Source organism: Sphingobacterium sp. MYb382, from assembly GCF_037572665.1.
GTDB lineage: Bacteria > Bacteroidota > Bacteroidia > Sphingobacteriales > Sphingobacteriaceae > Sphingobacterium.
Genome location: NZ_JBBGZT010000012.1, coordinates 184848 through 208606, shown reverse-complemented (window position 1 = coordinate 208606; position 23759 = coordinate 184848). Strand labels below are relative to the sequence as shown.

Genomic DNA, 23759 nt, shown 5'->3' with positions numbered 1-23759 from the left:
TTCATGAAAAAAATAGCTATACTATTGATAAGTTCTGCACTAGTTTTGAGTAGTTGCAGTAAATGGCTGGAAGTAGAACCCCAAGGGCAATCTACAGAAGATAAATTATTTAGTACTCAAAAGGGATTTAAAGATGCCTTGACAGGTGCATATATCCGTATTAAATCGGATCGACTTTATGGAAGTAATCTTGGTTGGGGAGCAGTTGAGCAAATGGCTTTGAATTGGGATCCTTTAGCATCCAATGTTAACAATGTGAATATTGCTTTGCGAGCTGGTCGATATTCGGATGAAGGAGTAAGGGAAATACTCGATAATATTTTTGAAGAGAATTATAAGGTAATACTTGATGTCAATGGTATCCTGTCTAAGATTGACGCCAAACAAAGTGTCTTTGAAAAAGATTATTATGAACTTATTAAAGGAGAATCTTTAGCGTTGCGTGCCTTAGCGCATTTTGAGGCAATGCGTATGTTTGGACCCGTGCCATCCAACCCAACCAGTAAAAAGTGGTTGCCCTATGTAAAAGAAATAACGAAAGATATTCATGAAGGTCTAGACTTCCGCAGTTTTATGCAGGCAATACTTGCTGATTTAGATGCTGCGGAAGTATTATTAGCAGAGCATGATCCGATTCGTAACTATACCTTTAAAGAGTTAAGACCTGAAGGAGATAAACCATTCTTGATTGATCCGTTTTTAAGCTTTCGGGACACACGTTTAAATTATTTTAGTATTCTAGCTTTAAAAGCGCGTGTTTATCAATGGATGGCTGCTGCTGATCCTCAGTATGGTGCTGAGGCATTGAAATATGCTAAGCTGGTTATTGATGCCACTACGAAGGGACAAAAGGTAGTTCGTCTAGGTCTTGATGCGGATCGTGTTGCAGGCGATTATACGATGTCTCCAGAGCATCTTTTTGCTATCGATATGTTTAAAATGGACGAACGTATGAATGGTATTTTTGGGGAAGATGGTTCTTTGATGCGTGCAGATTTTGGAAATTCATCTAGTTGGTTCTATTTAGGTAACCTATTCCCAGCCAATGAACGTAATAATGATATTCGTTTTAAAGATATGTGGTTTAATAAAACAAAACCGGGCGAAACTGGGTATGTGCGTTACATGAAGTTTATGCCTCGTTCGGCAGATAAGATAAATAGGATACCTATTATTCGTTTGAGTGAGATGTATCTTATTGCTACAGAGTTTGCTATTGACAAACAAACTGCAGAGCAATACTATCGTGTTTTTGCAGACGCGAAGGGGTTTCCATTTATAGCTTTTACGGCAGGAAACTGGGAAACAGATCGTCGTAATAAATTAATACGTGAATATGTACGTGAGTTTTATGCGGAAGGGAAAAGTTTCCTTAACTACAAACGTTTGAATGTAATAAATTTGCCGTCCTCTTGGACGAATACTTACTACGTTGGGTCTGAAGCTAGATATGTTGTCCCTAAACCATTACGTGAAATCGATTACAATAAATAAGAAAACAATGAAAACTTCTATATATAGTTTAATTTTACTAGGCCTGATATGTTTCTTTGGGAGTTGTAAGAAATCTGAAATACAAATGTATAACGATGTTATGCGTATTCAATTATTAGACTCCTTATCTTCAGCTTACACTTTTTTTTATCGGCCACAAACAGTAGTAAGAGATACCTTTTTCTTACCTGTCAGAACAGTAGGCGGTTTGACGAATGCCGATAGACCAATCCGCCTCGTGCAGGAATCGGAATACCGTGATTCAGTTGTTTTTGATGCTATTACTAAATTACCCATTGATACCGTAAAAATTCCTTTAGCTAATCCTGCCCAGGCAGGCGTACATTATGTAGCGTTTGATAGTCCTGAAATGCAAGCTGCAGCGGTAATCAAAGCTGGACGTGTGGATGCTAAAATCCCTATAATCTTATTGCGAGATCCTTCCTTAAAAAAAGCCTCCTATAGATTACGTATTGCACTTGCCCCAAATTCAGAATTTGAACTCGGTGAAAAGAAAAGTTTAGCGATGACATTGAGGTTTTCCGATGGTTTGGAACGCTTTTATTCTTGGCGGTTTGATACAGGCGTAGCCCAAGCCTTTATTACTTTCGGTAAATATAGCACGGCTAAACATCAATTTATATATGATGTAATAGGGGAGCCAATTGACGAAGCATGGTATCAAGGAGTTTTAGCTATTCAAGGAACATCGCAGTATCAAATCATGGTAAAAAAAGCCCTTAATGAGTTTAATAGTAACCCCGAAAATTTGGCTTCTGGTAAAGCTCCTTTACGTGAAGGGGGACCTACGAGTCCAGTAATCACTTTTCCTTAATATCTAGACGTATATGAAAAATAGTAAATTCTTATATATATTATTTATAGCACTATGTAGTTTATTGCAGTCCTGCTATAAAGATGAGAGTACATCGGCGATAATGAACATCCCTGAAGTGCGTTATAGTAATGTTAACCCAGAGTATATACTAACATCTCTAGTGGATACTTTGAAAATAAAGCCAGTTTTAGCCGAAGACGTCAACGCAGATGCTTATACGTATCAGTGGTTGTTGTATACCACAAATCATAATCCAGCGAATACGGAATTAGCGAAAGCTGACACGTTAGGAAATAACAAAGATCTAGCGTATTTTATTGTTCAAAAGCCAGGGAAATATATTCTAACGTTTAACATCAAACATAAAGAGTCTGGGATAATTAATATTACAAGATATGATGTGACAATATCTACTCGGACAATGAATGGATGGTATTTATTAAAGGATGAAAATAATGAAACTGACCTTGATTTTTTTCATGCTAAAGGTGAAATCCGTAACTGGATAGCTTACTTCAACGGAGGGAAAAGTTTACCTGGAAATAGCATAAAGACGATTTTCGTCCCTGGTATGAAAACAAAAATCAGTTCTACAGATTTGTTTGGTGCTCTGGGCGTATTGACGGACAAAGATGCGGGAATCTACAAATTAGCAGATGGATCCGTTCAGTATAGGTATGATAATATGTTCTTTGTTAAACCTGCGATAAGAAAGCCCGAGAATCTTTATATGTCAATGGGTGGAACTTTGGTTATGATAAATGATAGTCAGGCAAATATCATGTATAGAGGAAGTTATTTTGGTGATGCTGCAATAAATAGCTATCGTATTGCTAATAAAGCTGCAATTTCTGCTATTGATATCTATTTTGATGACCGTAGTAAATCGCTTATCTATCTAAGTGGTCTTAATTTTCGTGAATTTTTATCAAATGGTAATACGTTGAAAAATACAGGAATGGATTTGTTATGGATGGAGGGATATGTATATCCAAGAAATTCCACAAGTCTACTTTTAAAAAATCCAACAACCAAGACTGGTCGATTAATTAAAATCGCATCGAATCCAACTGATGTAGGTACTGCCTCAAGGACATTAGTGACTAAAGATACATTAATAGCAAGTACATTCCCGATATTATCAGCTGATATCATTGGTGGAAGTTATGATAATGATATTTTGTATTATGCTAAAGGAAATCAGTTGTTCGCTATGGATTATAGTTCATTAGAAAGTACATTGCAAACGACTTTTGGACTAGATGAAAAGATAACGTTAATACAGCACATAAAATATCCAGTTCCTGGAGCAAATGTGGTAAATAAAATAAATTACCTAGCTGTAGCCACATATGCAAATGGTCGTTACAAAGTTTGGTTATTCAGTATAAATAGTTTAGGACGCTTGGTACCTAAAACAACACCCGATTTTCAAGGTTCTGGACGCGTAACTTGCGTCACTTATCTCGAAAATGGCGAAGGGTCACGCACTTTTTAGTCGTAGAAAACAGAATTTAGCTATGGTCCTGCAAACATTATTTGCAGGACCATTCTTTTTGCGTAAAATTGTGTACTTTTATGCGCTGATAGCTAGGCTAAAACCTTTATCTGTCTGCCGACAGATGTGTTAACCTATAATCTAGCATATATTTTTTTTGAATTGTAATGGCTAAGTGGTCTAACATAAATGATGTGGATGGTTTTGGACTGTTTTTTAAAAAAACGGCTGGAAATATTCATCAATTTATTGCTCGTTATGTCCATGATGAGGCTATCGCCAAGGATCTTATGCAAGATACCTTCATGAAGCTCTACGAACGTAGAGATCAGTTTGAAAATGAAATCCATAGTAAGGCTTACGCTTACACTGTGGCTAAAAACCTTTCTCTCGACTATTTAAAACACCAAAAAGTAAAGCAAGGTTATTTTGATAGCAACCCCTTCGCGGAGGAGGATAATCGTAATTTCTTGAAAGATATTACCTACATAGAGAGCATGGCAATCATAAAAAATGCGTTGAACCAATTGAGCCCACGGGAGAAATCCATTATCGAGCTGAGCATGGAGGAGATGAGCAACGAAGAAATAGCGCGAGAACTCGATATATCTATCAACACCGTGAAGACCTTGAAAAAGCGCGCCTATGAGAAGCTACGTCAAGAGCTATCCGATTCGTATAGTGAACTCCTGATTTTGACTATTCTTATTTTAAGCTTCTATAGCTTGAGTATCGCTGCGGCTTAATAAAATCTATAGCTACGACCTTAATTTGACCTTAGCTCTCGCTAGGCGTCCATCCGCTATTATTCATAGAATAACAGCTTGTCGCTATTTATCTCAATAAGGTTTCATAAAAAAAGCAGCTGGCCCATGAAGGCCAACTGCTAAAACTAAACATTGAAACAAAAAATTATCTTGAAATCATCCGGATTATTTACCCACCTGATTGATTTGTTTTTTTAACTGCTCTTCGATACGTAAAGACAAGTCTTCAAGATGTGCTTTCGCCAATCCCTTCTTGCGTCCTGCGGCCTTTTTGATATCTTTATTCAACGCTGTTAGGTGCGTGCGCATGTAACTCATGGCATCACCTGAAGTCGGGTCAGGGTTCACATAAAAGATTGTACCATTACCATCATTACGTCCAACCAGTTCATTTGTTTGTAAGAAGCTTCTGAAAGCTTGATTTACATACATTTTTTGAAGATTTCTTCTTGGTGTTGTAATATCCTGATTGTTGTACAATTCTTTCCAGATAGAGCTGCGTAAATCATTCATGTACTCATCAATACCATATAGCTTTTCTGTACTTTTCTTTGTGGTATTGTTTGTGTTTTCAATCATGTTTAAGATCATCCCCGTGCCCATAAGTCTGAACAATACGGTAAACTGTGCACCAGCTATTTGTGAATAAGCGTCTGTGTTAATTAACGTCTTTAATGTGTCGTTTACCAACCACTCAGGTGTTTGGAATAACTGTTCATCTAAGAAGCGCATAGCCGCTTTTTGTTTTTCATAAGAAACTTGTTCAAAAACGGGCCCTGCTTGTTCAACGCTCTTTAGTGTGCGGTATTTGCCACCAATATTCTTCATGACCTGTACATTGTACAGTTTGAATTGATCAAGCAAGGTTTTATACATTACCTCTGTATCATTGTAACCTTCATTTGGCACGCGTGTCCAGCTTAGCAAGTTCGGAAGGATGCGCTTCAAGTTTGCAATACCATAAGTATTTGCTTTTACATTGTCGTCGCCCAGATCCTCACTCTGCGAGCGAGGGTCGTAGTATTCATATTCAGCACCAAAGAAAAGACGCTTGTTAGCACTTAGGCTGTCGATGATTAGCTTGTTTTGGTAGGCTATTTCCTCTTCTTCGTTTTTGAAGTCAGGCAACCATTTATATCCCCATTGGATAGCCCATTTATCATAGTCACCAATGCGAGGGAAGATACCTTTTTCGCTGATACCATCTTCCGGCTGCGCCACATAGTTGAAACGTGCATAGTCCATGATAGATGGTGTATGGCCATATTTATCCGTGAACGTACGGCTACGTAAAGAGTCAACAGGTACGGTAGAGCTAGAACCAAAATTATGCATTAATCCTAAGGTATGACCTACCTCATGCGAAGATACAAAGCGGATTAGTTCACCCATTAACGCATCGTCTAGTACCATTTTGCGTGCTCTAGAATCGATAGCACCCACCTGAATCATATACCAGTTGCGCAACACATACATAATGTTGTGGTACCAGTTGATATGCGATTCAATGATTTCACCACTTCTAGGGTCATGCACATGTGGACCACTTGCATTAGGAATAGCCGACGGCTTATATACAATAGCACTGTTGCGTGCATCATTGATATTCCAGGTAGAATCATTTGTTGGTGCTAATTCTGCACGGATAGCATTTTTGAAACCAGCAGCCTCAAAAGCACTTTGCCAATCGTCAACACCAGCAATCAAGAAAGGAACCCATTTTTTAGGTGTAGCAGGGTCGATGTAGTAAACGATAGGTTTCTTAGGCTCCACCAATTCACCACGTAGATATCTTTCAACATCCTCTTCTTTCGGCTCCATGCGCCATCTCGTCGCATAGTATACATTCTTTACCCCTTGTGGGTTTTTGTCGAAATCAACAACTCCACGACCAAAGAAACCAACACGTGCATCGGCAAAGCGTGTTTTCATCGGTACCTTAGGCAATAATACCAACGAGCTATTTAGTTCATAGGTAAACGGTAGGGTAGATGCTGAGCCTGCCACAAGGTAGCTCTTTACGGCCTGCACTTCCACATTCATAGGGAAAGACTGTATTTTCTCGACGTACGATTTGTCAGCTTGGTAGCCTCCAATGTTTAACCCTTTCTTAGCAGCTTCATTGAAGTATAAAAGTTCCGTATCTTGATTTAAGAAGTCCGTAACCTCAATTACATAAGACTTATTTACGCTATCTTTACCCAAGGCTTTAATAGGGAATGAAGCAACAATAGGTTGTACATTGGACTTCAATAATGAAGCATACATACCATTCTCTGTGCTATCTTTAGATTGCTCCGCAAAAATACGTCGTCTGATAAAAACTTTGTTATCCGGTCCTTTTTCAAAGCTGATAACATTCTCCGAAATTTGGTCACCACCATATACATGCTTCTGTGGGCGTAAACCTGCTGGTGCACTCGCAACGCGATTGACAACCAAAATATCACGGTTTAAAAGCGTGTCTGCAATCTCGAAGAAGTATTTATCTTCAATTTTATGAATACCAATCATTCCGAATTTGGAAACCGCTTTGGCGGTTATAATTTCCTGATAGGGCTTTAAGGCACCAGCTTTCGGAGTAGCTTTCGCTACGCTATCGGTTTTGTTAGTCTTGTCTTTTGTGTCTTTTGCATCCTTTGCTACAACCGTTTCAGCCTTTGTTTTTTTCGCTGGCGGAGTTTTCGTTGTTTTTTGCGCATAGGTGTTCACCGTTAGCCCTAAAGCTACCATGAACATGAACTTCGTTTTTAACATTTTAGGATTGTTGATTGTGTTTTATTTCAGTAATTCGGCTAATTTTTCAGTTAAAGCATCACCACGTAAGTTTACCGCGATGATAACCCCATTAGGGTCTAATAGGAAGTTCTGTGGGATAGAACGAACAGCATAAAGCTTCGCTGCTTCACAGTCCCAGAATTTTAAATCTGATACCTGTGTCCATGTCAATCCATCTTTCTCAATGGCTGCCAGCCAAGCATCTTTAGCATTGCTTTGGTCTAGCGAGACGCCTAGAATTTCAAAGTTGCGGTCTTTAAATTTGTTGTAAGCAGCTACAACATGTGGGTTCTCCTCCCGACAAGGGCCACACCAGCTCGCCCAGAAATCGATTAGCAAATACTTGCCACGGAAGCTGCTTAAAGCTACAGCCTTGCCATTAGGGTCGTTCATCACAAACTCTGGTGCTACAGCGCCTAAAGCAACGGTCAAGAATTTATCAATGGTCTTACGCAGTTTTAAACCTTGGTCGCTATTGGTTACCGACTTGTTCAGTCCTTTGTATAGTTTATCGTATGCTTTGATATCGTCAGGAAGATGCCCGATGACATCTGTCAACGCATCTAGACTTAAGTTAGATTTCGGATTTTTCTTAATAAAACCGATAAGAGCCGTTTTACGCGCTGTTTTAATTTTGGCAATATCGCCTCTGAAAGATGCTAAGCCAATGGTGTCATAGCCAGTTTTCTTTTTCTGCGCTTCATAGTATACTTCGGAACGTTCCTTTATACGTACTTCAAAAGGGGCAGAAAGCTGCTCCAATTTGTTTTTTTCTGTCGTTTGTGCTACGGCAGTATAGCCTAAAAGCACAAACATAAACATGCCTGTAATTCGGTTTAGTTTGGAGTAATTCATTAGTTGATTATGATTTGGTATGATTATGTTATACCCTATATACGACCTATCCCTGGTATGGGGTGACAGCAGGATGAAAAATCCTGTTTTTATATTTGTGGTTCACCTTTTGCTTCTATTTGTTTAGCATAGGTTTACGAAATCAGTACGTTCCTATTAAATTAGTCGGTAAATAGTTGGAATAGATGAATAAAAAGGGTAAACTATATGCTGTTTAGACTGTTAGAATTAAAAAATAGCTTATGAAATCACTAGTTAGAATTTTCACCTTGTGTATAGGTGTGTTAGTAAGTAGTACGCTTTTTGCGCAAAGCAATAAGCTTACGATGGAGATTAAAGAAAATAAAGGCGATTGTACAGGTGTTGTCAAACAATCCTGTTATCTGGTGAAGTATCATAACAGTAAAGATTGGGAGAATTTCTATGCCCCAATAGATAATTTTAATTATGAAGAGGGCTATCGTTATAAGGTACTGGTGCAGCGCACGAAAAAACAGAACGTTCCAGCAGATGCCCCCAGCTACAGCTATCGCGTGATTAAAGTGCAAAGTAAACGTAAAATTGATGGTAATGCCAAGGAAGGACGTGTATTGGTGATTGATGTGAAAGAGAACTTGGTTGATTGTACCGGTGTTGGTCCTATGAAATGTATGCAGGTAAAGTTCCCTGGACAAAAAGAGTGGACCTATTTTTACAGTAGCATCGAAGGGTTTACCTATGAAGAAGGCTATCTGTATAAGTTGAAAATCAGCGAATCGGACCGTGTAAATACACCGGCAGATGCTTCAAGTAAGACCTATAAGCTTATCGAGGTTTTAAAGAAGCAGAAAGTTAATAACCATAATAAAGATAAAAATCAAGCAACCAACACACAGGCGCTAACCTTTCTAGGCAAGCATAAGTGGAAGCTTATTCAATTGAATGGAAAGACCTTGGATGAAAATGGCGTTTTTATGAATTTTGATGCTAAGGAATCACGTGTAAGTGGTAATGCTGGATGCAACAATTTCACCGGTGGAGTAGCTATTCATGGCGAGCAGATTGTTTTTAAACAATTGGCCTCCACGGAGCGTGCTTGTTTACATGCGAATGTAGAGAATGAGGTACTTCGTATTTTAGGAAGTAACGATTTGCGATTCGATATCGCTGAGCAAACGTTTAATCTCTACCAATCCAATAAGCTTGTGGCGATGTTCGCCTTTGCACCAAAAGATAAGTAAGGAATTACAACGGAAAATAAAAAGCCTCGGCCATTCATATGGCCGAGGCTTTTTGCATTCCTCTTGCTCTTGTTTAATGCGTAAAAGGGGAGAGCAGCTGTCAAATTTATTGAATCGTCGCACGGTCTTGGGTGTTGATGATGCGCTCAAAAACTTTATCCATGAACAAAACAGTATCTAAATTTTTCTCATACTTTTTAATTTGAAAAAGTAAGTCGTAGCTGTCCTCAGATTTTAAACCCACTAATTCGAATTTTGTCAACTCCAACCAACCTGGGATACTCTCACTACTGGCTACTTTACAGGTAATAGTCTTTAAGTTACCTTCTTTAGTAATTTTGTAATGTACGTTGATGGGTGTTGAGTTTGCTTTCGGGAAGCTCACATTAATGCTATACTTCATATTTAATTATTTATGTAACAATGTTTTTAATCCCCCGCTTTAGTACCTTCCGTTTTTTTGCCTACGATAAATCAATCTTAACCAGATAAATGTGGCTAGATATAAGGCAAAATAGCATTTACGATGCTTTTTTTAATTCTGATGGAAATCAGAACCGCTACGAAAAACGTAGTTATACAGGGGCTTTTTACAATATACTGAAAATAAATGATATAAGCAATTGTTTGGGGTTTTAAAAGTCCGTTTTTAACAGTTGTAAAAAGGGATGAGTGCTGCTTGTACTATAAAAATTACCTCGACAAAGTTGCCTTTCACACTTTTTTATTTACCTTGGAAGGGTAACCTAAAATCATGAATATTAAACTACGCTTACTATCAATCTTTTCTTTGACTGCTGGATTTGTTCAAGCGCAAACCGTCGTCGATACGACCTATATTAAAACCGTCGACGTGCAGGCTTATTTTACCAAGCAACCAATTATCGGATTGACTAGCGCAGCGCAAGTGCTTCATGAAGGGCACATCCAACAACAACAAACAACCACCTTACTACCTGCCTTAAATATGGTCGCTGGCCTACGGATGGAAGAGCGTTCCCCAGGGAGCTATAGAATTGCACTTCGTGGAAGCACCATTCGTTCTCCTTTTGGTGTTCGTAATACTAAAATATATTTAGGCGATTTCCCATTAACCGATGCTGGTGGGAACACTTACTTAAATCTCATCGACCCACTTTCTTTGGCTTCTATTTTAGTGCTAAAAGGGCCCGACGGCTCCTTGTTTGGGGCAAACTCTGGTGGCGTTATTCTCTTGGAGCCCAAAGGGCTTACCGCACAAGATAATAAAGCCGAATTGCTGCTTACCGCAGGGGCCTACGGACTGTTTCAGGAGCAGCTATCGTTGCAACATAACGTGAATGAGAAGTATAGGTTTTCCATAAATCAGTCATTCTTGCGCTCAGATGGTTATCGTGACAATTCTTCGGTCAACAAAAAGACTTTTCAAACCGCTCATCAGTGGGATTATGCCCCGAATTACCGACTAAGCCTACTTGCCTTATACACGGATTTAGGCTATCGCACACCTGGCGGACTGACCGCTGCGCAGCTAGCGGAAAACCCAAGGATGGCCCGACCAAAAGCAGGACCAACGCCAGGAGCAGAAGAACAGAAAGCCGGAATCTATAATAAAACATTCTATGGTGGAGTAGGGCATGATATGCAGCTTTCGAAAAAATTACAACATAGCGTTCGTGTGTTTGGGTCTATCACCGATTTCACAAATCCTTTTATCACCAATTATGAAAAAAGAGATGAGAAAAATCTAGGCTTACGTACCTACTTTTCCTACCATGATAATGACCAAGCTCATGTTCAATGGCAGATGCAGCTCGGTTTTGAAGGACAGAAGGGATGGAATAAAATTGAAAACTTTAATAACGATAAAGGAGAACCGGCAGCGATGCAGGCCAAGGATAAGCTAAATAATGGTCAGTATACGGCTTTCTATCGTGCGATGCTGAAATTGTATGAACGATGGACTATAGAAGGTTCGTTAAGCTGGAATACAGCATCTGTAGGCTACACGCAGCAGTATCCTGTTGTCGATAACCATACGGGGACGATTGATTTCGGAAGTATTTGGATGCCTCGCTTAGCCACATCTTATTTATTGACAAATACGTTTGCCCTGCGGGCTTCCGTTTCTAAAGGCTATTCGCCACCCACGTTGGCAGAGGTACGTGCCTCCGACAACCGTATAAATACAGATTTAGAGGCCGAGCAAGGAACAAATTACGAAGTAGGAGCACGCTTAGAAGGAGCCAGCAGACGTTGGACAGCCGATGTAGCCTTCTATAGCTACAAGATGAAAAACGGTATCATCCGTCAGGTGAATGAGCAAGGAGCAGATTATTACCTCAACGGCGGAATAATGGACCAAAAGGGGATTGAAGCCACCTTCTCGGCTCAATTAATTCCTTTACGTAAAGAAGGCATTATTCGTAGTTTAAGCTATCAAGGAAGCCTAGCGCGTCAATTTTATACGTTTGATACCTACAAGCGAGGAGCATTAGATTTTAGTGGTAATCAAATAACAGCCGTACCGAAATGGACCGCTTCAAATAATCTTTTCTTAGCCGCAGCGGGAGGTTTCAACCTTAATGTTCTCCATAATTGGGTATCACGTATGCCTTTGAATGACGCCAATACAGTCTTTGCTGAGAAGTATAATCTTTTGCAAGCAAAGGTCGGTTACACCTTTGCGTTAACGAAACAAGTGCAGATGGAGCTGTTTGCCGGTGGAGATAACCTGTTGAATGAACGTTATAGCCTAGGCAACGATATCAATGCTTTTGGCAATCGCTTTTTTAATCCAGCGCCAACGCGTAACTTCTATGGTGGTGTAAAACTCGTCTTGTAAAGTTGGTTTTAGGGCTACGTCATAATGATTTCACTACTTAAAGGCAGCTCTATCGTAAAAGTAGAGCCCTTATCGGGGCTGCTTTGAATATAAAGGTCGCCGTCATTCATGCGAAGCAACTCCTGACAAAGCAGCAAGCCTAGGCCACTGCCCCGCTCACCCTCCGTACCGAATGCTGGCGTCTGCATAGAATGAAGAAGCTGGTCTATTTTGCTCTGTGGGATACCCATGCCGCTATCCTGAATTTCTATTTTCACTTTTGTTGCCTCTGTGATGGTTCGCGTGATGACGGTACCATCATGAAAGCTAAATTTAATCGCGTTACTGATGATATTGCGTAACACAACAATCAGCTGCTCCGCATCCACCAAGATAATCGTATTCGGGTCTATAGCTTTGTGCAAGTGAATACCTTTAGCCACGGCCTGTGGCTCTAAAAAGGAATAAACTTTAGCGATGAGCGTATCCAATACAACAGGCTCCGCTTTTGCTTGAATGCCAACACGATTACGGATGCTCCATTTTAAAAGGTTATCCAGCGTTTCATCCAGCTGTCCTAAGCGGTTGTTAATGACATTTAAACCGTCTAGCGTAGCCTTTTCAGAGATAATATCCTGCTGAAATAGCGTGAGCAAGGTTTGTGTAGAGCTGATAGGGCTACGGAGGTCATGTGCAATGATAGAGAATAATTTCTCCATATTGGTATTCATATCCTGTAGCTTGGCACTTTGCTCTTCGATGATATGCTGATAACTCGATTGGATATTTTTAAAAACGACCAAGGTAAAAGCGATAAAAGCAAAAGAGCCAATCACATTAAAAACCAACCGCCCATTAGGAACCATTTGCTCTGTAGGGATAGCGATAGGCAAGAACAAGATAATGAGTATAGCACCGATTAATAGGGTACTCGAAAGAATTTGTATCCAGTGTTTTTCAAAAATAAGCATCGCTAAGATGAGCGAGCTAAATAGAAAATACTCCGCACCATTATGAAAAAAGTAAGCCCCTAAACCAAAAAATAAAGAGTTGAAACACAGCAATACATATCGCGCAGCGATATAGCGGTTGTAGGCATGGAGCAGCAGTACCGAGGAAGACGTTAAGAAGTTGGCAAAGTTAATCAAAGCGAGCACAGGTCTGTCCTCGATAAAATTCGCAATAGAAAAAAATAAAGTTAAAGGGATACAGACCAAAACTACTTGGTTAAGCATCTTTGTTTTCCGGATGTCTAAATATGACATGTCAGCATGAACACCAATGGTTTCAATGGTCTTCAAATACTTCCAGAATTTTTTCATTTGGTTTTCGTATTTGCGTGCTTAAGGTAATAATCAACAGGTATTGTTAAGACGAAAGTACATCTTTTAAAAGATAAAAAGGCATGTCTAGCAGGCTAGCGATTTATTTATTTTAAGGAATATCGAGTAGTTATCTATAACGAAAATTATATGGCTTAAATTGATAAAATAATTAATGAAAAGTGAGCTTAAGGGAGCTGTAAAAAGGATTTTATCAATAGCAGTGTGCCAATCAAGTAAACGTATACGGGGATAAGGAAGAGGCTTCTCTTAATTCATGTATTCGAAAAAAGAAGCCTTGAATTTTTACGACTCCAGGAAGACCATCCAAGTCTAAAAATCAAGGCACTACTTTACGAGCAAGAGTTCGCCGCAAAGTAAAATACAGCCAGCCATATTAGGCCTTTGGCTAAAAAGAATAAAAACGCGCCAATACCGGCGCGCTTTAACCATGTTTTTTTGTTTTCTTTCATGTAGAAATTTAGAAATAGGCAATGCCTTACTCGCTAACGAGTACAGCAAAAGTATCGCCAAAGCGCGTGAAAGTCTCATTAGCGACTTCAACAGCACGAGCATGCGTACTTTCATCCTCACCGTATTTGTTTAAAGTAGCGGTAAAAGAACCCCACATTTTACCAGTGTCCTCTCCATAACCAGAGAAGAAAGATGTACCTTGTGTAATACCATATTTGTTAAGCATCTGTACGATGTATGGACCACCCATAATAGAGCCTTCCAATACGTAAAGTGCTGATAATGCTTCCAAAGCATTGGATACTGCTGGTGCTTGAACAGCAGGTAAGTTGTCTACCGTACCACCCAATTCAATAATGTCTTGTTTGATATGGCTTGAGTTTCTACGCTCACTGTAGTCAGGCAATACTTCCGTCGTGATATAAGGAGCGATAGCCTGCTCAACAGCTTGGAAATAGTTGTAGAAGTTCTTAAGAACTTCAGCGTAATCGGCATTCGAACGTATAGCTTTCAACTGTCTAACAACGGTACCTTCTAACTTCTGGTGCGCTGCGGTTGTGTTTTCTTTAATATTATGATGTAACATAATGCTTTATTTTTATTTAAAACGATTCTATACAAAGATTCGTATTAATTAGCCTGCTTGTATGCTGATATTTGCTCAATAGTATATGAAAATCGCTCAATCTGCTACCTATAATCAACAGAATAAAGCTAGGCTCATTTTTAGAACAAACTATTTAAGGGTAGCAAATTTTGTGCTACCAGCTTTTGCTAGCATATAGTTGAACGTTAGGAACGTATGCGGTGAGTTACGCTTCCAGTCTGCAGGGTTCATTAAGTCTTTATATAACGAAAGAACCTGTATTTTAGCATAGTTTCCTTTCGCCGTTTTTACAACGATTGTTCTATCTTCAGGCATCGCATAAGCAACGTGTTTTTTCTCCTCACTGCCGTCGCCCTTAATTTTACCATCAAAGTCATAAATATAATAACCGATACCAGCACCCAAGTCGCCCAAGTCATCCGTACCAATAAGGTGAGAGCCTGTTTGGAAATCAGCATCTTTAGGGATGTCAATAACCTCATTGAAAGGCTTCTTTAAACAAACAACACCGCCGATACCCGAGCCGCCTGCTGCAATATTCTTCGCATCTTTACCATTATTCCCACCAATAAAGCTATCGAAGGTACTACCCACACTGATATCCCAACGGTTGCTTTTATCTTTTGTAAGGTCAATGAGTTGGTTTTTCTCCAGACTGAACAAAACTTTAGTAATCAAGGTCGAGTTCGAAGAATTAGACTCAACGCCTATATTTTTAGCCAAAATAACTTTGTTAAGCATGCTTTCGTCAATCGGCGTATGGTCATCATCGTAAGTTACCGTAGGCTCATCATCTTTACTCTTGCTGCAAGAACCTAAAGTGCCAATAAGCAAGCCAGCAGCCAAAACATATTTGAACGTAGAGAAGGAGCTTCGGAATGTACTAATCTGTTTCATGGTTTATTTATATTAATTCTAAATAATAACAAAGGTAAGTTATTTCTGGAAAGTTGCTCTATGAAAAACGCTTTTTCGTTTATGAATGTTGTATAGCGTTGTAAAAAAATAAGGTTGAGCTTTTTAAAAACTCAACCTTATTTATATTTCTTATTTAAACTCTTTGTAATCTACAGAGTAGAAGAAGTAGTTTGTTGGTTGTACATCTTTTTCAGGTTTCTCATTTGAGTAAACACTGTTAATTTTAAATTTGAATAAAGCCTTTCCATCTTTAATGATAACGAAAGTTCTGTTTGCAACAGGAAGTATTTGATGATTTGGAGCTCCTGAATAGTTCGCCCAACCCACTACGCTAGCAGAATTAAGACCTAGAGAATTATCTTTAGCTGCTATAAATTGGTCATTGGCCAAAACAGAATCAAAAGCTTTATCGATGTATGATAAAGTAAAACCTTTGGCAACATTTGATTTTAAGTTTGGAGCACGGTCATAGCCTGTGAAAGAAACCATAGCATCAGTTGCTGCTGTAGCATCATTTTCTTTGAAGTCAAAGAAAAATTCTCTTTCAGCAGTAGTTGTTGGTTTACCATCTTGACCTAAAGTTAATTGTCTGAAGTTACGAATGCCATAGACATTTCCTTTACGGTTAATGGTACCGACTGTATTTTTTGCGCTTGCTACTGTTGATAAATCTTTCGTTTCACCATCTTTAAGTGTCACTTTCGCCGCGTATTCTGGCTCTTCATTGTCTGAATCCTTGCTACATGAAGTAAAGCCGATTGCTAATACAACAGCAAAAGCGGCAGTTTTGAATAGTTTATTCATTTTTAATTAGTTAAAAGTGTATGTGTTATTGAGTTTTTAAGTTCTTACTACCATCTTGCTGCACAAAAAAGCGGAACGTATAGTAGGGCGCAGGCCAGTTAACATTCGTAACGACAGGTGGATTACCTTTATAAGCCGAAACCAGTTGCAGCTTCGCATATTTGCCATCAGGCAGACGAATTGCATACGTACGGTTTGGTAATGCCTGCATCAAGTGGCTTTGTTCATTGTACTGAAACCATCCTTTAGAAGAAAGTGAAGCCGCAGCGCCAATTTTACCTAATGTACTTTGGTCAAAATCTTGGTCGCTAGGCGCTGTACTCACCGTTGGATAGGCATTTTCAATCAATACCACAGCCGTTTGTGTAGCAGCACCATCGAAGCCTGGATTTCCTGTTTGCTTAGCGTTGTTCACATAAACCTCCGAGTTGTAAGGGCCCGTGAAGGCTAAATCCCAGTCTTTACTCTTCAGCCATTGTGTAGAATCTGCTTTTGTCTTAATCCAAATTTGACGCTGGTCGCGAAAACGGTAAAGGAACGTGTAAAACTCACGCGTTTGCTTTCCCGGAGCAGTGCTTCCCATAGAAGCTTCTGTATCGCCGGCAAGGTCATAAACGACCGTGCTCTTTCCGTCTTCCAAGGAAGGACGTTCATCTTTATCATCCTTACTGCAGGCACTAAAGCTCGCTAAGGAAACAAATAAAGCAGCAAAGGAGCAAAGCTTAGTCCAGTTGGTCCAGTCGCTGAAGGTATCACGAATGATTGTTAATGTTCTCATACTACGCATATTTATATTACTCTTCTCTAATTTTTTAATCTTTAAACCATCGGTAGCTTACACCGCCAAGGATAACACGTCCCGGCTGTCCCGGCATGTAGCGATGGGTATAATTCAACATATTGTCGGCCACTAAGCGAAGCGTCAGACGACGGTTCATCAAGCTCTTCTCAATCGTTAAGTTCAGCAACACATGGTCAGGCACAAAAGCATCATACTTGTCGATAAACTGGTTGCCATTGATTTCTTGGAAAGGATACTTCCCGCGGATGTTAGCACGCAGGTTGAAGTTCATGCCCCAAGGTTGGTACTCATATAAGGCTTTCAAATTCACCATATGGCGTGAGCGGTCCTCAATACCCCAGTAATCTTTCGTCGTCACCGGTCTCGATTCGCCCGTCACCGGATTGTTGAGGAGTTGGTTGTAAGGGTATTTGCCAGCACGAATGCTATCCAATACCGATAAATCCTTCGCAACTAAATATTGGTAACCTCCAGAAAGCTCTAAGTCCTTCGTTACACGGTAAGAAGCAGAAACTTCAAAGCCCTTGTTTACCGCTTTAGGCAAGTTGCGGTAGCTGTAAATCTGTCCGACTTGCGTACCTACACCCACCGAAATAGAATTTATCTGATTATCGATGCGGTGGTAAAAAGCAGAGACCTCTGCATTAACCTTTTTATTCGCAGAAGACCATACCAAACCTACATTGTTGGATAAGCTTTTTTCCGCTTTCAAATTGTTGGCAACGAGGTTCAGCATGTAGCTGTTTTTGTAGCTCAGCTGACCATTGTCATCCATCGCTTGAATAATATCGCGCACACGGTCAGTACCCACAAGCATATAGTTGGCCGCAGGGTTGAAAAATACCTGGTAGCGCATCTTGTAGTCAGGTGCTTTAAAACCAGCACCAATACCACCTTTAGCCAATAAATTCGAACTGATGCGGTACTGCAAGCCAAAGCTAGGGCTCAAGTGGCCGTTGTACACATTGCTATAGTCGTAGCGTAAGCCCAAAGTTGTCTGCAAGCGCTCCATCGGGTGCCACTCACTCTGTAAGTAGGCAAAGGCACTATTCAGGTGCTTATTATTACCCAAGTCCTGATTGTCCATCATTTCGAGACTACCACCAAGACCACCTGTAAATTTCAAGTCCTTATCCGGCGCATAGGCAAACTGCTGTTCAAAGCGATGTACCTGCTGTCCGAAACGTTCCGCACTAATTAAGGCACTTTGGCGAATCCATTCCGCCTGCATTTCCGTTTGGTAATGCGTGAAATAATAGCGCGACATGCTGCGTAAGCCCGAACTAAACTGATGGTCATAATTCACCGATAAGTTTAAATCCTGGTCCTTTTGTTTATCATGAAGTTGCAACGTTTCCGACCAGCTATTAAGCATCGTCGATGAACGCTCCGCATAGCGGGCTGTCACGCCCACAGTACCTTCCTTGCTCGTGCGGTAGCGCACACGCCCCTGAAAGCTATAATTATCATAAGGCTGAACGGTAGTTCCGCCCGACAAGTAGTTTTTATCCGTATTAAAACCGTCCGTACGGTAGTAGTTACCCGAGAATACCGCCGAACCACGGTTGTTGTGGAAAGGTGCTTCCGCCTCCAGCGTCGCATCCACAATATTGAGACTACCATAAAGGAGTGAAGCTTGCGCCTGTGGCTGTATTGCACCATGGCGAGTAATAATATTAATCGCACCCCCCAAAGCATCACTACCATATAAACAGGAAGAAGCGCCCTTAATGATTTCAATACGCTCAATATTCGTAACCGAAATACGCGATAAGTCGAAATTACCGTTGTTACGGCCCAGCATAGGCTGACCGTCGATGAGCACCATCACGTAGTTACTGCTGAATCCTTGAATCTGAACACCAACAGCACGCGCGCCACCCGAAATATCATTCACAACAGCAACACCCGTCTGCTCTTTCATCACTTCGTCCAAACGGCGACTACCCATCAACTCAATCTCCCTACGGGTGATTACTTTAACAGGCATGGCAGCACTTTCCGCTTGAATAAGGTTGTCGACAGCCGTAACTTTCCCTTTTACCGTGACCGACTCAATATTTTTAGGAACAGGAACACCAACAAGGTAAATGTTTAAGCTGGTATCGCGCCCAGCAAGCGCAACAGTTAGGGTCTCATTAGGATAACCTACGCGTTGTATTTCTAGTTTATATTCGCCATCGTAGAGGTTGCTGAATTGGAAACCTCCCTTTTTATCGGTGCGGTACACTTTATTGTCGGGAAGGAGGGTAACGGTTGTTTCGTTCAATGGGCCACGGTGTTGTGAATCAAACACGCGGCCCTGCAACTTTCGCTGTTGTGCAAGAACAAACATGGGACACAGCACTGTACAAAACAGACTGATGCGTTTAATGGATATATAGATGCGCTTTGGCATTAATTATTTTTAATTAATCTAAATAGTAGGACAAAAGACGTCATTCGATTTGAATTTTTCTATATGAAAAATGTCATATCTTCTATGCAAACTGGTTTGTTACATTCCGGTATTTCATTTTTATTTTACGTAAATAGTTGATTTTCATTTTGTTTACTCTTTGTTTTCTATTTCTCACCATTTGTCAAATCTTCGAATTTATTTGTATTTAGACTGATTATTAATGATTTTTGTGTCATTAATGATGGAAAGGCAAGTATATTTACATTATTCTGTTAAATAACTTTACCCAGTACATCTGCATTTTTTACCCACACACATGGTCTTATGCTAAGAAGCTTTTTATTATTCGTATACCTATTTATTGGCCAATTTCTATTTGCCAAAGAACAACGCATCATAACCCTAAACAGTGCAATCACAGAAACTGTTTTCGGACTAGGGCTAGGCGAGTCTATTGTTGCCACCGATGTAACCAGTATCTCGCCTAAGGCAGCAGCAGGCCTTCCTCGGGTAAGCCAAAATCGTTCGTATTCTGCCGAAGGCATTATGGCCTTTAAGCCTACAGTCGTTTTGGTAGCCGAAGGTGATATGTCAAAAACAGTACAACAGCAGCTACACCAAGCAGGCATTAACGTTGTCCAATTAAAACAGGAATTCACAGCAAAAGGAGCATTCCGCTTTATACAAGACGTTGCCGATGCCGTAGATGCTACAGAAACAGGTAAGACAGTCGTGCAGCGTACCAAGCTCACCTACGACCGTGTCATGGAGAATATACAACAAGAAAAGCAGAAAGGCAAAAAAGCACCTAAAGTACTCTTTATTTATGCCCGCGGAGCGGGAACAATGAGTGTTGCAGGAAAAGGAAGTAGCCTAGATGCGATGATAAGCCTCGCAGGTGGTAAAAACGCTATTCAAGAATTTGCAGACTTCAAACCCTATACCACCGAAGCCATGGTGCAAGCCAATCCAGATATCATCTTAATGTTCGATTTTGGTGCCAGCAGCCTTGGCGGTAAAGAGTCTATCCTAAAGATGCCTGGTATAGCCCTCACACAAGCCGGAAAAAACAAACGAATTTTAGTCATGAATGCTTCCTTATTGGTTAACTTCAGTACACGCCTGCCCGAAGCAATTATTGAGCTTAATAAAGGTTTCAATAGCTTGACAGCCGACTAATTTTATGCAAGATATTTATTATACAAGACAGATAAGGTGCAGAAGAAACAACGATTGATTATTGGGGTGTTGGTGTTATTGTTGGTTGTTGCGACCATTTTGGCGCTCGGCTTAGGAGCCTATCATATTCCCGCATGGGATGTATGCCGATTGCTATTGCAAAAGGTAGGCTTAGCTAGCGCTGGGGCCGTAGAACCTTTACAGCAAGATGTACTTTTTGTCGTCCGCCTACCGCGCGTCCTATTAGGTCTGCTCGTTGGTGCAGCCTTAGGGATGTCTGGAGCAGCCATTCAAGGGATATTCAGAAACCCATTGGCCGAGCCTAGCCTAATTGGTATCTCCGCAGGAGCATCTCTATTTGCGGTTTTAGTAATCGCCTTTGAAACCGTTTTGTTCGTGAGCCTTTCCGCTTGGCTAGGCTATTATCTATTGGTGTTTGGAGCCTTCGTCGGTGCTGGACTCACCGCTTTGTTGGTGTATCGAATCTCTATGAAAGAGGGGAGGTCCAATGTCACGACCATGCTCTTGGCGGGTATCGCCATCAACGGTTTTGCAGGCGCCCTCACAGGCTTGATGACCTACTTAGCCAGCGAGCAGCAGCTACGGAGTATCACTTTCTGGATGCTCGGTAGCCTTGGCGGAGCCTCTTGGGAAAATGTAACCGTCGTAGCTCCATTTATTATACTAGCGCTAGTGGCCCTTTCTTTTTATGGAAAAGGACTTAACGCATTTGCGCTTGGCGAAACGCAAGCCGATTTGTTGGGAATGCGCACGGATGCCATCAAGCGTTGGGTAGTTATATTATCAACCCTAGCGGTAGGTGCCTCCGTGGCCGTGTCGGGAATCATCGGATTTGTAGGCCTCCTCGTGCCCCACAGTATTCGTTTGCTAGGCGGCGTCGACCATCGATTTGTATTGCCAGCCTCCATGTTGATGGGCGCCCTCGTTTTGACCCTCGCCGATGTGCTCGCAAGGACGGTCGTAGCGCCCATAGAGTTGCCCATCGGTGTTATCACAGCGCTCCTCGGAACGCCCGTGTTTATGTATATCCTGATAAAGGAAAAATAGTGTTGAGTTCAGCAATGAAATATAGTCTATCAAAAATTGTAAAGTGCCCTTATGCTACGTGTTGAGAAAGTATCCTTTGAAATACAAGGACGTAAACTGTTAAAAGAAATATCTTTTCAGGTGCGCCCCGGCGAAGTGCTCGCAATTCTTGGCGCCAATGGGGCCGGAAAGTCAACACTCATGCAGATTCTTTGTGGTGAGTGTAAAACACATACAGGCATCGTCAAGCTGCATGGTAAGGCTATGCACGACTACGATACCCGAGAGCTCGCCAAATGCCGCGCTTTGATGAGCCAGCAGCAGCATGTCACCCTCGCCTTTAAGGTAGGCGAAATCGTGCTGATGGGCCGATATCCACATTATAAAGCAAGCCCTTCGCAGCGCGATTTAGACATCGTAGAGGAGGTGATGACCATTTGTGGCATCACCGAGATGAGCGACCGAGTATACATGAGCCTGTCCGGAGGAGAACAGCAACGTGTCCAATTAGCGCGCGTTTTGGCACAAGTTTGGGACAGTAAAGAAAGCCTACTTTTGCTCGATGAGCCTATTTCAGCCTTAGACATGCACTACCAGCAGAAAGTGTTGGCTATTGCTAAAGCCTTGTCCCGTAAAGGGTTTATGGTCGTTATGGTTGTGCACGATGTTAATTTTGCAGCCATCTACGCCGACCGTATCTTGATGCTGAAAAATGGACGTAAACTTTACGACGGAACCCCAATTGAAGTGCTCAATAAATCAAATCTATATACTGTTTTTTCTGTAGAAACAGCCGTAGAGCTCAATCCCAAGATATTAAAACCCGTCGTACAGCTCGAAGAAATGAAGCTCGAAACAGATATCTGGAAACGAGAAATCAACAAGATGTAATTATTGTTTAGAAAGGATATAAATAAACTAGTTTCTTCGTCTTAAAGTTCGTATCTTTAAGCTTGGAGATACTCCATGAAGGATTAAAGGTATGGTGATAAAGAGTAAAATTGAGGGATTGGATGAATGGCTTTTCAGCGAAGAAATCCCAGATTCATATTCGCCGGATAAGCCCTTGATTGAGAAGCGAGTGGAGATATCCAAGTCGCCCGTGCACCTGCGCAATTTTCAGTTGTCAACCAGCGGGCTCTTTATTGTGCACGCACAGATGACCTTCGATAAGCCCGTACGCATCCATACCGAAATAGAAGGAGAGGCCATCACCAGCCAGTTTATATTCTTCAAAACACCCGATAGCAAGCTGCCATACGGCATGAGCCGTCATAATATACGCTATTTTCCATCCGTAAAAACATCGCAAGAAGTACGTGAAGGCGTATCCTACACCTATTTTATAGCGGTAATTTCCAAGTCCTACTACCTCAATCTCATAAAACGAGATTCCCTGCTACACAAGCATTTTGTCGAAGATATCGAAAAAGGAGATTACGTGTCCTTCTCCGCCGAAGACCTCATGGCCACCTACGAGATGCAGCACACCATTGCCGAGCTTGTAGAGTCCAAAAAGTCAGGCGAAATACGCCGCCTACATACCGAATCACGCATTGTGGAGCTCCTTATGTATCAGTTTGAACAGTACAACGAGAAGATGAATAATCAAGAGTCTATGTTTAATGAGGAAGACATAGAACGGCTAGAAATGGCACGCCAAATTTTGGAACAACGCATTGCTAATCCACCAACGCAAAAGGAGCTGGCCTCCGAGGTGTTGATGAGTGAAAGTAAGCTGCGTAAAGACTTTAAGGAATATTTTTCTGTTACGATACACGATTATCTGACCCGTCTGCGCATGGAGAAAGCACGTGCATACCTTTTAGAAGAACGATTATCGGTCTATGAGGTCGCTTTACTGACCGGCTTTGGCCATCAAAATAACTTTAGTAGCGCCTTTAAAAAATATTACGGTATATCGCCCGGCGAATTAAAGATGTAAGCTATAT

General features: G+C 41.0%; 19 protein-coding genes. 10 read left to right on the top strand and 9 right to left on the bottom strand.

Translation table 11 applies throughout. The features are described from left to right. Positions 1 to 3: 3 nt before the first annotated feature. The 4 genes from WH223_RS06065 (at position 4) to WH223_RS06050 (ending at position 4576) form a co-directional block, all read left to right on the top strand. Positions 4 to 1494: a RagB/SusD family nutrient uptake outer membrane protein gene (locus tag WH223_RS06065; RefSeq protein ID WP_340046646.1), complete on the top strand. Its 1491-nt coding sequence runs from the start codon at positions 4 to 6 to the stop codon at positions 1492 to 1494. A 7-nt stretch (positions 1495 to 1501) separates the two neighbouring features. Further along, positions 1502 to 2329 carry a DUF4843 domain-containing protein gene (locus tag WH223_RS06060; RefSeq protein WP_340046645.1) on the top strand — a complete coding sequence of 276 codons (828 nt, stop codon included), beginning with the start codon at positions 1502 to 1504 and terminating at the stop codon, positions 2327 to 2329. A 13-nt stretch (positions 2330 to 2342) separates the two neighbouring features. After that, positions 2343 to 3830 (top strand): PKD-like family lipoprotein, encoded by a 1488-nt coding sequence (locus tag WH223_RS06055; protein WP_340046644.1) that lies wholly within the window; start codon positions 2343 to 2345, stop codon positions 3828 to 3830. A 167-nt stretch (positions 3831 to 3997) separates the two neighbouring features. Then, positions 3998 to 4576 carry an RNA polymerase sigma factor gene (locus tag WH223_RS06050; RefSeq protein ID WP_340046643.1) on the top strand — a complete coding sequence of 193 codons (579 nt, stop codon included), beginning with the start codon at positions 3998 to 4000 and terminating at the stop codon, positions 4574 to 4576. A gap of 186 nt (positions 4577 to 4762) precedes the next feature. Here the strand turns inward: WH223_RS06050 and WH223_RS06045 are convergent, their stop codons facing one another. Then, entirely contained in the window at positions 4763 to 7354 is a 2592-nt protein-coding gene (locus tag WH223_RS06045; protein ID WP_340046642.1) for a zinc-dependent metalloprotease, read from the bottom strand. A gap of 21 nt (positions 7355 to 7375) precedes the next feature. Next, positions 7376 to 8230, bottom strand: a complete 855-nt coding sequence (locus WH223_RS06040) for a peroxiredoxin family protein (RefSeq protein ID WP_340046641.1) — start codon at positions 8228 to 8230, stop codon at positions 7376 to 7378. Positions 8231 to 8472: 242 nt separating this feature from the next. On the opposite strand from WH223_RS06040, the gene WH223_RS06035 reads away from it, so the two are divergent. Next, entirely contained in the window at positions 8473 to 9450 is a 978-nt protein-coding gene (locus tag WH223_RS06035) for a DUF4377 domain-containing protein (RefSeq protein ID WP_340046639.1), read from the top strand. A gap of 106 nt (positions 9451 to 9556) precedes the next feature. Here the strand turns inward: WH223_RS06035 and WH223_RS06030 are convergent, their stop codons facing one another. Further along, complete coding sequence (locus WH223_RS06030; protein ID WP_340046637.1) at positions 9557 to 9853, bottom strand: hypothetical protein; 297 nt, start codon at positions 9851 to 9853, stop codon at positions 9557 to 9559. 351 nt (positions 9854 to 10204) lie between these two features. On the opposite strand from WH223_RS06030, the gene WH223_RS06025 reads away from it, so the two are divergent. Continuing rightward, positions 10205 to 12274 carry a TonB-dependent receptor gene (locus tag WH223_RS06025; protein WP_340046635.1) on the top strand — a complete coding sequence of 690 codons (2070 nt, stop codon included), beginning with the start codon at positions 10205 to 10207 and terminating at the stop codon, positions 12272 to 12274. A gap of 14 nt (positions 12275 to 12288) precedes the next feature. Here the strand turns inward: WH223_RS06025 and WH223_RS06020 are convergent, their stop codons facing one another. From WH223_RS06020 to WH223_RS05995, 6 genes are all read right to left on the bottom strand, one after another. Beyond that, complete coding sequence (locus WH223_RS06020; protein ID WP_340046634.1) at positions 12289 to 13575, bottom strand: sensor histidine kinase; 1287 nt, start codon at positions 13573 to 13575, stop codon at positions 12289 to 12291. A gap of 499 nt (positions 13576 to 14074) precedes the next feature. Then, the gene (locus tag WH223_RS06015; RefSeq protein ID WP_340046633.1) at positions 14075 to 14635 is read right to left on the bottom strand and encodes a biliverdin-producing heme oxygenase; all 561 of its coding nucleotides are present in this window, start codon (positions 14633 to 14635) and stop codon (positions 14075 to 14077) included. Between the two features lie 150 nt (positions 14636 to 14785). Further along, complete coding sequence (locus tag WH223_RS06010) at positions 14786 to 15553, bottom strand: HmuY family protein (RefSeq protein ID WP_340046632.1); 768 nt, start codon at positions 15551 to 15553, stop codon at positions 14786 to 14788. 150 nt (positions 15554 to 15703) lie between these two features. Beyond that, positions 15704 to 16378: a hypothetical protein gene (locus WH223_RS06005; RefSeq protein WP_340046631.1), complete on the bottom strand. Its 675-nt coding sequence runs from the start codon at positions 16376 to 16378 to the stop codon at positions 15704 to 15706. A 25-nt stretch (positions 16379 to 16403) separates the two neighbouring features. Then, on the bottom strand, positions 16404 to 17156 hold the full coding sequence (locus WH223_RS06000) for an HmuY family protein (RefSeq protein ID WP_340046630.1): 753 nt from the start codon (positions 17154 to 17156) through the stop codon (positions 16404 to 16406). 34 nt (positions 17157 to 17190) lie between these two features. Beyond that, on the bottom strand, positions 17191 to 19578 hold the full coding sequence (locus tag WH223_RS05995) for a TonB-dependent receptor (protein ID WP_340046629.1): 2388 nt from the start codon (positions 19576 to 19578) through the stop codon (positions 17191 to 17193). A gap of 327 nt (positions 19579 to 19905) precedes the next feature. Here WH223_RS05995 and WH223_RS05990 point away from each other — a divergent pair, with 327 nt between their 5' ends. From WH223_RS05990 to WH223_RS05975, 4 genes are all read left to right on the top strand, one after another. Then, positions 19906 to 20760, top strand: coding sequence for a heme/hemin ABC transporter substrate-binding protein (locus tag WH223_RS05990; RefSeq protein ID WP_340046628.1), 855 nt, complete (start codon positions 19906 to 19908; stop codon positions 20758 to 20760). A gap of 36 nt (positions 20761 to 20796) precedes the next feature. After that, on the top strand, positions 20797 to 21828 hold the full coding sequence (locus tag WH223_RS05985; RefSeq protein WP_340046627.1) for a FecCD family ABC transporter permease: 1032 nt from the start codon (positions 20797 to 20799) through the stop codon (positions 21826 to 21828). A gap of 51 nt (positions 21829 to 21879) precedes the next feature. Further along, on the top strand, positions 21880 to 22698 hold the full coding sequence (locus tag WH223_RS05980) for a heme ABC transporter ATP-binding protein (protein ID WP_340046626.1): 819 nt from the start codon (positions 21880 to 21882) through the stop codon (positions 22696 to 22698). Positions 22699 to 22789: 91 nt separating this feature from the next. Next, on the top strand, positions 22790 to 23752 hold the full coding sequence (locus tag WH223_RS05975) for a helix-turn-helix transcriptional regulator (protein ID WP_340046625.1): 963 nt from the start codon (positions 22790 to 22792) through the stop codon (positions 23750 to 23752). The last annotated feature ends 7 nt before the right edge of the window (positions 23753 to 23759 follow it).